Annotated in this window: 10 protein-coding genes; 3 read left to right on the top strand and 7 right to left on the bottom strand. The window is 61.3% G+C overall.

Annotated elements, in window-relative coordinates:
* Window positions 1-3: 3 nt before the first annotated feature.
* From ACM6JT_RS01175 to ACM6JT_RS01160, 4 genes are all read right to left on the bottom strand, one after another.
* Window positions 4-1,044, bottom strand: a complete 1,041-nt coding sequence (locus ACM6JT_RS01175; RefSeq protein WP_414855828.1) for a T6SS immunity protein Tli4 family protein — start codon at window positions 1,042-1,044, stop codon at window positions 4-6.
* Entirely contained in the window at window positions 1,038-2,978 is a 1,941-nt protein-coding gene (locus ACM6JT_RS01170) for an esterase/lipase family protein (RefSeq protein WP_414855827.1), read from the bottom strand. Before ACM6JT_RS01170 ends, ACM6JT_RS01175 begins: the two co-directional genes overlap by 7 nt.
* A gap of 35 nt (window positions 2,979-3,013) precedes the next feature.
* On the bottom strand, window positions 3,014-5,800 hold the full coding sequence (locus ACM6JT_RS01165; protein WP_414855826.1) for a type VI secretion system Vgr family protein: 2,787 nt from the start codon (window positions 5,798-5,800) through the stop codon (window positions 3,014-3,016).
* A 91-nt stretch (window positions 5,801-5,891) separates the two neighbouring features.
* The gene (locus ACM6JT_RS01160) at window positions 5,892-6,731 is read right to left on the bottom strand and encodes an Imm75 family immunity protein (protein WP_414855825.1); all 840 of its coding nucleotides are present in this window, start codon (window positions 6,729-6,731) and stop codon (window positions 5,892-5,894) included.
* A 50-nt stretch (window positions 6,732-6,781) separates the two neighbouring features.
* Between ACM6JT_RS01160 and ACM6JT_RS01155 the strand changes: the two genes are divergently transcribed.
* The 3 genes from ACM6JT_RS01155 to ACM6JT_RS01145 all read left to right on the top strand — a co-directional run bounded on the left by ACM6JT_RS01155 (window position 6,782) and on the right by ACM6JT_RS01145 (window position 7,895).
* Window positions 6,782-7,357, top strand: coding sequence for a recombinase family protein (locus ACM6JT_RS01155; RefSeq protein ID WP_414855824.1), 576 nt, complete (start codon window positions 6,782-6,784; stop codon window positions 7,355-7,357).
* A complete protein-coding gene (locus ACM6JT_RS01150) occupies window positions 7,338-7,580 on the top strand; it encodes a hypothetical protein (RefSeq protein WP_414855823.1) in 243 nt (80 codons plus the stop codon). Before ACM6JT_RS01155 ends, ACM6JT_RS01150 begins: the two co-directional genes overlap by 20 nt.
* 66 nt (window positions 7,581-7,646) lie before the next feature.
* Window positions 7,647-7,895: a hypothetical protein gene (locus tag ACM6JT_RS01145; protein ID WP_414855822.1), complete on the top strand. Its 249-nt coding sequence runs from the start codon at window positions 7,647-7,649 to the stop codon at window positions 7,893-7,895.
* A 195-nt stretch (window positions 7,896-8,090) separates the two neighbouring features.
* Here the strand turns inward: ACM6JT_RS01145 and ACM6JT_RS01140 are convergent, their stop codons facing one another.
* From ACM6JT_RS01140 to ACM6JT_RS01130, 3 genes are all read right to left on the bottom strand, one after another.
* Window positions 8,091-11,024, bottom strand: coding sequence for a Tn3 family transposase (locus tag ACM6JT_RS01140; RefSeq protein ID WP_414855821.1), 2,934 nt, complete (start codon window positions 11,022-11,024; stop codon window positions 8,091-8,093).
* A 155-nt stretch (window positions 11,025-11,179) separates the two neighbouring features.
* Window positions 11,180-12,046 (bottom strand): ABC transporter permease, encoded by an 867-nt coding sequence (locus ACM6JT_RS01135; protein ID WP_414855820.1) that lies wholly within the window; start codon window positions 12,044-12,046, stop codon window positions 11,180-11,182.
* Window positions 12,047-12,063: 17 nt separating this feature from the next.
* Window positions 12,064-12,974, bottom strand: a 911-nt coding sequence (locus tag ACM6JT_RS01130; protein ID WP_414855819.1) for an extracellular solute-binding protein, incomplete at its 5' end; no start/stop codon positions are given.

The following is a 12,974-nucleotide window of genomic DNA, read 5'->3' as shown; positions in this document are numbered from 1 at the left end:
CGTTCAGACGGCACCCGGCCGCAGGCGCAGGCTGTTCAACAGCGTCTCCCACGTTTGCAGCGCGCCTGCCTCATCGACCGGCGACGTCGCCTCGTCAGGCTTCAAATCGGGGCTGCTCGCACCGAGCAGCAACTGAATAGCGGTATGCGGTTTCGCCAACGTGCTCGGGTCGCCGGGCGCGAGCAGGTAGAAGCGGTAGGACGTGATCTCGCCTTCCTTCAGCGCAAACAGCACTTCCTCGGCGTCCATCCCCGCAACCGTGCGTTTGCCTTGTCGCACGATTCGGTAGCTGCCGCTCGACACCTGGTCCATTTTCGCGCGCAGTTCTGGAAGCGTCTTAGTCAACGGGCGGCCTTGGTCCTCGCTCATCGACTTGCGCATCTGAATCACCAGCAGCGCCGGACGTCCCGGTATCAGCGCGAACGACTGACTGACTTCTTCAGGGTAGGTCGAAGACCCCGTGACGATCCCACCGTCGAAGCAGAATCCCGATTCAGTCGGCACCGACCAGTTATCGCGCGCCTTGATGCGACGATAGAGATCGGTGTAGGTGGACTCAAACTTATCCAAACCACTTGAGCCAAATGACCCAGTTGTATGGAATAACGTGTTGTTTTCGTATGCATACCCTTCGGAATCGAAGGAAAGTTTAACCCCTTCTGTATAGGCATCTACGTAAACGAAAGCCTTTGAATCGTTTTTGGGCGATGTCTCTTTTTCCAGCCACGCGTGATTAACCGGCTTGTTATTATCACTCGGGTCGATGCGTTTGCTTGTTTTTAGTTTTCTTTCCAATTCGCCGACTTTTGCTCGGTAAGTGTCCAGCGACGCATTGTGCTGCGTCTCCAGCTTCTCTCCTCGAAACGCGTACCGCTGATTCGTGATTTTACTTGCCACTGGTCGATCAAACACGAAGCGACCGATGCACCATGGGCGCGACTTGGACAGCAAAGGATTTGTCATGGTCGGTTCCCCCGAAAACGTTATCGAACAGGCGCACACGCCCGCCACTAAAAATAGGAGTCGGCCAATACGCGTCAGCATGACGGCGCATCCTGTGCGATTTGCACGATGCTGTAGAGCAACGCCCAGCGCGCCCACGGATGGTTATAGCTTTCTTGATGCACATAGCCTCCTTGGTCAAATACCATTTGTACGCCGTGGGCTGCGCCGCCCTCGACACCGCGCGCGGGGGCTTCCGCCGACCAGACCGGCACAGTACCGTCGCCTGGGATGATGCCGTTCTTCTCAGGATCGGGCGCGTCACAGCCCGGCGGCAACTTCGCCACCTTCTGCACCTCGAATTCGATGGTGACGTTGCGCGAATCCAGGTGCACACGCAGCGTCCCAGTGTGTGAATCATCGTGTTTCTCGCCCAGGAACCGTGCCGCGCGCAGTTCTTCTTCCGTCACGCCGGGCGGTATATTCCCTTTCCAGATCACCGTGCCCCATGCCAACAGATCGTCGAGCTTCTCGCTTTTCTCGATCTTAGGTTTGCCGTGGCCGTCGCTCGACGTGGTTGATTCCTTGGGTGTCAGTGCCCCATCTCCATATGCAAAGTATGATTTATCATGGTAGATATATTTTATATTATTTTGGTTTTCCACCACCTTCTTCATTACCGTATTGAAGTTTTCTAAAACTGTATCCCCACGTCCCAAATCGTCCAGCCGCTTCTTGACGATGCCCGCTGGGTCGAGCAATGAAGTCGATTGCTCCGGCACCAGACCGTACCATTTCGAGTTGGTATAAATTTCCTTGTATGCGCTTCCTTCCTTCGGCAACTTCATCACCGGGGTGCCGTCGAGCCGCGCAAAGATCCACCACGCCTCGCCATTGTGATAATCAGGCATTGGCAACAGTTCGAGCGCACCCGGTGCGTTTGCGGCCACGGCCACGAACTCGTCCGCGTTGCTGCCGAGCAGCGCCCCGTTGATGAAGCCGTTTATCCCGCCTTCGCTGCCGCCACCGGTACGAAACCGCTTCGCCGCGATCGGCGCGCCCGTGGCCGGCAATACATTGTGGAACACGCCGTGCATCAGGTCCGCAGCGCCGTGCATCGCGATCGCCATGCGTGCGACCAGTCCGCCCATCGAGTGGGTCAGGATGATCGCCTTGCCGCTGTGGTTCTCCTCGATGATCTCCTTGATGCCCATCAGCCGAGCCTTCTTGCCGGTCTTCTTGTCCTCGAAATCCATGCCATCGATGACCTGCTGCGCTGACTTCTCATTCGATTGCAGCCAGTTGTAGCCGATTGCATACACCCGGTACCGGTATTTCGCGAAATGCTCGAACACGGCCGACTCTTCCGTGATCGCCTGGCCGCGTTTTTGCGCGCCAGCGTCGGTTGCCCCGTAGTCGGCTGGCTCCGTGCCGAGCACGGGTTTGAGCGTCCACTTCTTGCCGTCGGGGTCGGTTTCAATCCACGCGCCTTTGTGCTTACCGAGATATTTCGGCTCGTTCAGTTGCTCCTCGAGCCACGCCAGCATCGGTTGATAGCTCGATCGGTACACCGAGCCCCAGCCGCGTCGACGTGCCTCTGCCTCGTCGACATACTGGTCTTCCTTGTCATCCTTTTGGAGTTTGCCGGCACGGATCGGACCAAACGGAGTCACCTTGGCCACGGTCGCGTCGAATTGCGTTTCCCGTGAGGACGCGCCCTTGAACCACATGCCGATGAGTGCCGGCAATGCGCCCGCTTTCCCGAGCATACCGTCCGTGTTCGGCGCGAAAAACATTTCGTCACCAGTGTCCGCATTGACCAAGGGCGAGCCCATCACACCTGGCAGAAAGATTACCGGAATGATCGGCCGCACGTCGCACAGCAACTCCTTTTGCCGCGTGTCGCTCGCCGGCGTCAGCGTGAAGTGCCCCACCGACGCGCCGTCCTTGTCCGTGCGACCAACTTGCCGCACCACTTGCTCGGCGTCGTCGCTAAAGTCCGAGCCGCCACCGGATTGATTTGTGTTATCGCTCATTGTCGTTCGTCAAATTCGAGCATCGATTATCGGATTCATGCTGCAGGACCGTTCGGCGTCGGCCGCAATGCGCGCACCGCCAGCTTCTCGATGTCCTCGCTCTTCTGCTCGGTTATGTGCCCCAGCTCGTTCGTCGTCCCGGTCAGACGCGTACCGTCGCCGCGGATCAACTCGTACGGGTGGTTTTTCAGCACCTCGCCGGAGATGCGATCGCGCAGCACGTACGGATCGTTGAACTTGGCCGTCGGCAGGCTGTTCATGTGCTCAGCGACTGAGCTCGGCCCCTGTCGGCTGAACGACGCCGACTTGATCGTGCGGCCGCCGCGTGTGCCGTCCTCGATGCCGTCCTTCGTGATTCGGATATACGAGCCGCCGCACTTGAAAATCAGCTCCTCGGTCGCCTCGATCACGATCCGCTTCTTGCTGAACAGCGACGTATCCTTGGCCGAGTTCAGCTTGATTTCGTCGGTGTGGGCCGACACCTCGATTGGCCCCTTCGCAGCGAACAGCTTCATGCCAGCCTTCTGCACGAAAAGGCTGATTTTTTCTGCCGCGGCCGCGATCAGCGACTTGCCGCTCGCCAGATGGGTATTTTCGCCGCTGACCACGTTGACTTCCGCTTCCGCCACCACGTGCGCTGAGCGGTCCGCCAACGCGGCAAAGTCCGCCGGCGTTGCGATCACGATAACGGGTTTCGCGAAGCTGTTTGCGTTGCCGGTGCCGCCGCCCGCCGTGACGCCGCCCGACGTCTGTCCCGACACAGGATGCTGCACGGCCGTCGTCAGGTCCTTGAGCGCATCCTGTCCCGCCTCCAGCGATTCGGCCTGCGCGGTCGTGCTGGCGCTCGACAGCGATTCCACCAGCATGCCGGCTTGCTGCAACCGTGTGCGGGCTTCGTCGACGCTGAGCTGCTCGTCATCGTATCCCTTTGAGTGCGTGCTGATCGACAGGCCCTTGCTGGCCCGCATCGCGCCGTATTCGTCGGCGTGCAGCACAAACCCCTGGCCGAGATATCGACCGCGCGTGTTGCCGTCCTGCTGGATCAGGTAGCCCTGGGTGAGTGCCGCGTAGCTCTTGCCCGTGTAGCTGATGAGTCGCGTGCCGCCCTGGTTCGTTGCGTCGTCATGCACGAACGCGTTGTACGCGCCGGTGTTGCCGAAACCCTGCGACTGAAACCCTGACAGCAGCACGTTCGTGTGCCATTGCGATGGCGTCGTGCCGCCATTGACGCGCCCCAGAATAAAGGGCTTGTCACAGTCGTTGCTCCAGTAACCGATGAGCACCCATTCGCCCGCGCGCGGCACGTGCACCGCACCGTACCCGTTGCCCGTGTCGGACTGCATCGACGACAGCAGCGGCGACGCATTGAACGCGCCGTCCGGATTTTTCCGGTCCCATGCGAAATGCACGCGGACCTGATTCCGCTCGTTCGACCAGGCCTCGAATCCTTGCTGCGTGACGACGAGCGCATGCTCGATCGACATCGTCGGCTTCGGATGGTCGAATGGGCTGCGAAACTCGACTCGCGCGTCCTGCGCCTCGACCTCGAGCACGAAAAAGCCAGCCATACCGTCTTCGACGTGGCCTGGGGTCGTGAAGCGTGCACCGTGTGCCGCCTGCTGTTCGGCCAATGTCGCGCGCAGGCTCAGCGGAAATTCCGCCAGCGGCTGGCTGATCGGCACGTTGTTCTCGATGAACCAGCGCGCCTCGACCACCAGGAACGTTCGGTTGGCGTCGTCGCGTTCCGGATGGCGCGGGTGGTCGTTCAGCACGAAGCGCGATCCCGCATCGAGCCAGCGTAGACCGCCGACCCCAAAGTAGCGCCGGGCGCGCGCGTCCCAGCCCTGCACGCGTCGGCGCGCGCGAGCGCCGCCGCTGTCGGAATCGGGATAGCCATACGCGGTCGGCTCATAGACCGTCATCGGCGCATTCGGAATCTGGTTTTGCTGCGCTTGGTGCCGGCCATCGTCCGTGACGTAACTGATTGACGCGAGCGTACTCGCCGCTTCAAAGCGGGACGCAGGTCGTTTGTAATCGAACGCGCTGGACTCGTACCGCAGGCTCTGCATTATCTGCATCGCCGCCCAGTGCGTGAACCCGTTCACGACCTCGTTGTCGCCGGCGCCGTGCACGAAGTCGGCCGGCTTCGCGTCGGGCAGCGCCGCGACCTGGTCGACGATCACCAGCGTGGTCTTGGGTGTCTCGCCGTCACGGACCGGCTCGTGCGCCCAGTAGCAATACCAGCCTTCGTCTTCGAGCAGGCGGTGGAAGAAATGCAGATCCGTTTCACGCTGCCGGCACCACGAGCGCACCGCCGGCTCGCGATTCAGGTTGAAGCGGAATCGGCCCTGCAGCTGCGGATAGCGATTGAGAAGATCGGACACGATGTCCTGCGCCGTCTGTTCGAGCCAGCCTTCGTCGTTGTGCGTGCCGCCTAGGAACACCAGCGCAGACGAAAATTCGAGCTGGTACGTTGAGAGCCCACCGTCCCCGCCCAGGTAGCCGACCCGGTGCACGAAGCCGTGGACCGGACGATAGACGGATTCGGCAAACGGGGCGGTGGGCTGCTGGACCCACAACGTGACGGGCTGGTGCATCAACGACAGCAGCGCGGTGTCGTCGCGCAGCGACGCGACGTCGATCGTCCAGTTGTAGTCGCGGCCGATCCGGGCCGCGCCACGCGCGCGCAACGGAATCAGCGTGTTCGTGCCGAGTGGCGTGTCCAGCTTCAGCAGGCGGTTGCGCTGCAGCAATCCGCGATGAATCGCGTCGTACAGCTCGCGAAATTTCAGCTCCCCGAGCGCGGGCGGTCTGAGTACCATTTTTCTCTCAATGTTTTTCTAGAATTTGCCGCGCAAAAAGTGCGGCTAACCCATTTTAGACAACATAAATGGCGTAAAACTACAGCGATTGTTAAACAAACTTTTCTAAATTTCGTGAAGGCCGCCGCACGTCGACGACGATCGCCTTGATCTGCGCATCGATCTCGCCGGCCAGATTGCCCCATTCGGCGGTGACCCGCCGGGCGGACGCCGCCGTTTGAACCGCATGCAATCGTGTTGACACCTCGCGGCATCCAGCCAGCTCGATGCGCATCATGCCGCCGATCGCGGCCACTTCCGCCTGCTCGTCGTGGCTCAGCTGTCGCACGCGGCGGATTCGGTCCACCCAGTCGACCAGGTCGTCGGCCCAGTCGCGCAGGCGATACAATCGTCGCCCGAACGACGGTTTTCCCGCGAAATCGGGCAGGAAGTGAACCAGAAGCACCTCGTTCCCGGCCGCGGTCGTCACGACGAGGCGATCGATCCCCTCGTCAATGGCTTCGATCCGGGCGTTGTCGATGAACGTGGTTACCGTCGGCAGCAACTCGCGCTTGCGCTCGACCAAGGCACGCACTTCGGTCATGAACCAGCGCGCCATGTCCGTTGACGCCTGGTGGGGCGTCAACGGCTCGCAAGTCTGCCACAACCGTTCGATTTGCTGCTCACGCATCGGCATCTCAGGAAGCAGCGCAATATCCCATGCATAGAGACAGACCTGCGTGGCCTTGCGACGCCACTCAGCGCCCTGCATACCGAGCACGTGCGCCTGGACATAGGTTCGGAAGCATTCAGCCGGAGCTGCGCGCGGCAAGAACGGCTTCGTGCCCCCCGAGGAGGCTTCTTTCCCCATTTCCTTCCCCTTGCTGAAAGCAGCGAGCGGCTTTCCTGCCGAACGCGATACCCTGCCAAGGCGTCTGAATTCGGCTTCCATCTTTCAATGTCCGACTATACTGGATTTTTGTCGGACAAATTGGAATACGCATGCTGATCGGTTACGCCCGAATTTCGACCGACGACCTGCATCTCGATCTGCAACGTGACGCGCTCGCGCAGGCAGGCTGCGAACGCGTGTTCGAGGACACCGCCAGCGGCGCGAAAGCGGAGCGCACCGGATTGACAGCGCTTCTGGCGGCGCTACGCCCGGGCGATACAGTGGTGACCTGGCGGCTCGACCGGCTCGGCCGCTCGCTGAAAGACCTGATCTACCTCGTCGAGCGGCTTGATGCCGTCGGCGTCGGGCTGCACAGCCTGCAGGAAAACATCGATACGACGTCGACCGGCGGCCGACTTGTGTTCCCACTGTTTGGTGCGCTCGCCGCGTTCGAGCGCAACCTGATCCGTGAGCGTACCCAGGCCGGTCGCTCGGCGGCTCGGGCCCGCGGTCACAAAGGCGGGCGCAAGAAGCGGCTCGATCCCGAGCACGAGCAGCTTGCCCTGCAGCTTTATCACGAGCGTCGCCATACCGTAGACGAGATTTGTCGGTTGATGGGCATCGGCAAGTCTACCCTCTACAACTATCTGACCGCGGCGGAGCGCAATGCCCAGCGGGCGGCGTAAGTCGATCCCGCCCGACTCGCTGATGCAGTTGCGGCAGCGGCTCGACCGTTTGCCGCACAAGAGCCCGGAGCGCGCGGCGCAGGTCGCCGCAGTGGCCGAACTGTACGGTATCTCGAAGACGACCGTGTATCGCGCGCTGCATCGCCTCCATCAACCGCATTCCGTGCACCGCGCCGATCACGGCAAGCCGAGGGTGCTGCCGCAAGCGGACCTCGAACTGTGAGCTGATCGCGGCGCTGAAGCTGAGCACCACGAACAAGCAGGACGACATCTGGCGAAGGAGCGAACGATGGCGGTCGACACAACGCTGAGCTACGCGGTACTACTTGAACAGACCGAAACCGTAATGCGCCACCACCTCGAATGGGCGGCCCGGATCAAACCGCAGCTTGACCAGCGGCGATACCGCGCAATCGCAGTGAGGGCGTTTGTCCTGTGGCGTGAGCTTGCGAAAGGACTGACGGTAAATGCCGGTCTAGACGCCCGGCGTGCCTTCGATGCCGACAAGGATCGCCTGGGCCAACTGGTTCGATTCTGAGTTCGACCGCGGTGGCGATATTTATCCGCCCGACGATGCTCATGCAGATCACGTTTACCTACGAGCAGGTGACGCAACGCGCCGAGTCCGAGATCCGCGCGTGGATGACGCGCGCGGACCAGCCCGATCTATTGAAGAGCGACCGGGTTCGGTGTCGCGAGCGCGCGAATGGTGCACTGGCGCTTTGGTCGGCACTCACGATCCTGTGCCGCGTTTCCACGGCGCAGCTTCCAGCAAGACGTCGCTATATCGGTCGATGGGAAAGCTCAAGGTACCCCGGAAGTTAACATGCGCGAAATGTGCTGGGCCCATCCGGCGCAACCACTCGTCGTCGACCTGCCGCCCATTGTGGCGCCAGGCGTCCACGGTCGCCTGCATGCGCTGCGTGTTCCACGCGATCACGAGGTTCGTCAACAGCGTCAGCGAGCCGGAGATGGCGACCATTTCGTCGCGACGCCGGCCGCGCTCGGGGGCCACCCGGCCGGTGTAGATCGCACGCTGAAGCTGGTGGACCGACTCCCCGCGATTCAACAACGTATGCAGCTCCCGACGAAACGCCGGGTTGCTGAAGTAATCGCACAAGAAAAGCGTGCGCAGCAACTTGCCGAGGTGATCAGCGGCGCGGTGCACCGGGTCGCCCTGTGCGGCCCTGCCGAACCGCTGCAGCGCGACCACCGCACTGACACGGCCCGAGTGAATCGAGGCGACGAGCCTCAACAGTTCGTCCCAGCCGTCGCGAATAGCCTTGAGCGAAACGTCGTGGGCCACGACTGCCACCAGATCGTCGGAGACAGCAAATCCGCGCGGCAAATACAATTTGCGTTCGGCCAGATTGCGTAAGCCCGGACACAGGTCGAAGCCGAGCAGTTTCGACACGGCCATGCCGACGCTCGTGTACCCATGCGTGTCGACCGAGAGTCGCTGGAGACCGCCATCGTCGCGACTTTCGTTATGTCGCAGAACACCTTCGATGGCTACGCCCGCCTGACGTTCGTTCAGCACGATCGGTTGGTTATAGACAATACCGTGCTGATCCAGCACGTGCGTATAGATGCCGACCGCGTGGGTTCGGCGTCGCGGATCAACACGGGCATAGTAGAGATGGGGAGAAGTGTCCAGGCTCATTGAATCGCTGGATGCGTGCCGTCCTGTGCCCCACAGTTCCGTAATCGGATGGGCGCGCTGAAATTCGACCACGCGCTCGTTCGCCCGAGCCAATCGTCCGGGCATTTCGAGTGCCCGCATTGCCGTTGCGATGGGCGCCAAGTCGAGTTGTGGGACCATCGCGACGACGCTCTTCGCGTCGAGATCCGTGCCGTGCGCAATCAGTGCCGCATACAACGACACAAGTTCGTTCGCGTCGCGCGCGCGACGCGCCAGCAGCGTCTCGCTGAAGCCGGTGTGAGCATCCATCTCGATGAGCAGATCGGCTAACTGCGTGGTGCCGATTTCCTTGAACATCAAGTCCCGCGTGCGCCTCGGGACGCCATCGGTGGGCATCGCCTCGAGCGCCGACAGATGCAACGCGCCGTCGGCACCAATCGTGACACGTCCCGCCTTGAGCGCCTCGTCGAGCGCGGACAATCCCGCCTTCAGGTGATTCGTCAGCCGCTCCAGGAACGGCTCAGCCTTGTGGGACAAGTCAAGCGACGACAGATGCCGGGAGCGCTCGCGTTCCCACTGCGCAGGCGGAATCAGCAGTTGATCGCGGGAGCGGAACGACAGGCTATGGCTGATCCAAACCGATCCGCGCCGCAAGCCTTTGCGGAGTCCCGTGATCGCCGAAGCCTCGAGTGCTCGCATTGCACGGACGCGATCTTTGCCCTCGACGAGGTCTCTCCAGCTTGCGCTCACCGGTACCTCGCAGTCAGCGGGCAGTTCCGTTACGCCGCGGTCGTGCAGCGTGCCGAGGAGTTCGAGTTGTCTCAGGCTCGGCTCGGCCTCACGGCCGGACAATTCCAATTCGCGTAATGGCACCAGCAGATTGCGGATGCGATGATGATCGTCGGTGAGCGTTTCGCGGACGCTGGCCGCGTGACTCGTCGGTGGCTTGTCCGATAGATCCTCGAGCAGCTTGCGGATCTCGGTGAGCCGGTCCTGTGCGGAGCGGCTCGTATCGTCGACAAGCACTTTGATTGCGATCAGTTGCTGCCGGTACTCGACTGCAGACCGCGCCTGTTTAACCGTCGTCCGATCATAGGCGTGCCTGACGAGATCTGAGACACGGCGTCCAGTTTGATACAGCAGCACGTCGGTCAACTCCAGCAACATGACGTGCAGGAAGAAGATCAGCTCGATCGTGCGCGTCGATGCCTTGAGCTCTCGAACTTTGGCGGGCCGCCGGGCCTGTATGCGTAGCGCATAGGCACGCTGCTTCTCGATCGGCACCGCATTCAGATCCCATGTATGCGCGCCGAGCGACTTCAGGAAGCGGACCTTCGACAGGGTCTCGGTAATGGTCGAGGGACTGTGCCGTGCCGGCGGCGTCTTCAGCCATTCGAGCACGGTCATTCCCGAGGTACCGTGTTGCGTGGACAAAACCGCGTCGGCACGCACCAGTTGGGCGTCGCTGACGGTCGACTGGATCGTCGCGAGCAGGCCGCGTTCCGCTTCCGCCCAGATCGCTCGCCCCACGTCCCGCAAGGTTCGCTCGGCGGGGATCAAAAGCCGCCGCTCGTACAGCCAGTGATGCGCATGCTGCACCAGTTCGTCGAGCGTCAGCGATTCGGCGGCATCCTGCCGCATCCATGCTTCGAGTCCGGCCCACTGGTCGTTGCCCATCGACGTCAGCCCGAGGTATTCGCACGCCCACACCTGGTGCTCGTATTGAGTTTTGTAGCGTTGGTAGAGGGTGCGCAGCGACGCGATTGACGGAGTCGGCAGGCCGAGACGCTCGCCGACATACCGCAGTATTTGCCGTGGCAGGGTGCCGACGTGATCCAGTGTGTGGCCGCTGGCTCGAAGAAAGACCAGTTGAATTGCGGCGCCCGCGCGGCGATCGCGCCGGAAACGGTCGTTGATCGCGGCCACGTCGCTCTCGCTCAGCGCAAAGTACCGCTCGACGTCGAACTCCGACAGTCGCGCGGGCAAACGATCCTGCCCCACATACCGAAATTCCAGGCCTGGCATCTGCTGCCTCCCGTCACGGTCGCAATGGGAAATTGCGGGCGAACAGCTTACCGCAGATCACCGCGAAGAAAGCAGACGATAGTCGGAATCTCCGTGAAACCCGTGCCGAACAGGGCTCTCAGGGGAAACCGCCAGATTTTGCACGAAAAGGACGATTACCCCTTGAACAGGAGCGACAGGGGCGTCGAAATCGCCTGCAGCGCCATTAACGCCTTGTTGACGAGGCCCGCCCCCTGGAGAATGACGATCCACGCCGAGATCCGCACGAGAATCGATGTCCAGAACGGCAGAAGCACCGGGATCATGACGAGATTCGCCTTTCGAGCCGGCAGAATCGAGATCCAGTAGGCAAGCGGATAACCCAGCACCAGCGCCGCAAGCGTCACAAGCCCGCTGATCACGAAGGTCCGCATGAACACAGCGCGGTATGCGGACGCGCCGTTCTCGACCGGCACGATGCGGCCGTCCGAGTCCTCACGATAGTCGATCGTGGCAAGGAGATACTGGCTCGTGTAACGGGACGATACGCTCGCGATCGCCTGCCAGTAGCTCGTATCGGCCCAGCGTGGGTCGACTTCGATCAGCCGCTTTTGCATATCCTGCTCGGAAATCGCCACATCGTTATCGGTGAAGGGAAGCGCGCTGGTCGTCTTGTAAAACAACGACCGGAACCCATCCTTCAGGCCGTTCAGCCGACCAGCCGCGGTACCGGTATCGTTGTCTCCACCGTTGCTCTCCACGTCGAGCACCAGTGCACGGTAAGCCTCGGCAGGAACGGGTGACTTGCCATCCCAGTGGCGCAATGCCGAGGTCGTCTTCGGCAATGCGTCGACCACCTCGGGACTTTGGACCGATCGAGAAATCATCGATGCGACCGGCATCACGAACACAAGCAGGATGAACAGAACGAGGGGCGCCACCAGTCCTAACGCCACTACTTCCTTTCGAAACTGAACGGCTCGCAGCGACCGCTTGAGCTGGCGAGTATCCCAGCGCTGTTGCCGAGAAGTTATGGTGCTCATGCTTCTTCCCCCGGTCGTTACTTCGCGGCCCAAGCCGTAAAGCGCTGCTCCAGTGCGTCGCCGTGGTCCGTCCAGAACTCGCCACTGTTGGGAATGGCGGTTTTGCCATTCTTCGCTGAATTGGGAAGCGCTGCCTGTGTTGCCGCATCGAGCATTTTCAGCGCTGCCTTGTTGGTCGGACCATACGGAATCTTCTGCGCGAACGCGACTTGTGCCTGGGGCTTGAGCACATACGAGATGTATTTTTCGGCCGCGTCCTTGTTCTTCGAGCCCTTCGGAATGACGAAGAAATCGAGTTCGTAAATACTCTGATCCCACGCAATACCGAGATTCTTGTTTCCTTCACGCACTGCCGCGTCGATGCGACCGTTATATGCGGTCGACATCGCGACGTCACCTGCAATCAGGAATTGCGGAGGCTGCGCGCCAGCCTCCCACCACTGGATGTAGGGCTTGAGTTCGTCCATCTTCTTGAACGCGCGTTCGACACCCGCGGATGTGCCGAGCACCGTGTAGACGTCCTTCGGCGCCACCCCGTCAGCCATCAGCGCGAACTCCAGGTTATAACGAGCCTCCTTCTTCAATCCCCGCTTTCCCGGAAATTTCTTGACGTCCCAGAAATCCTTCCAGCCTTGCGGCGCGCCCTTGGTCAGCGTGGGGTTGTATGCGAGCACGGTCGACCACACGAACGTGCCGGCTGCGCAAGGCGTGGCAGCTCCGGCCATCAGGTCGATCTTGTTGGCGATCTTGGACCAGTCGAGTTTCTCGAAGAGACCATCCTGGCATCCGCGACCGACGTCCGCCGCTTCCACCTCCAAGACATCCCAGGTGACATTTCTGGCTTCGACCATCGCTTTGACCTTGGCCATGTCACCCGTGTACTGGATGGCATTCGTCGCTATGCCGCTTTCCTTCGCGAACGGGTCCA

This window comes from Burkholderia sp. IT-111MI5, from assembly GCF_949752865.1.
Lineage (GTDB): Bacteria > Pseudomonadota > Gammaproteobacteria > Burkholderiales > Burkholderiaceae > Burkholderia > Burkholderia pyrrocinia_C.
The sequence above is the reverse complement of the archived record's forward strand: the minus strand, read 5'-3'. Positions and strand labels throughout refer to the sequence as shown.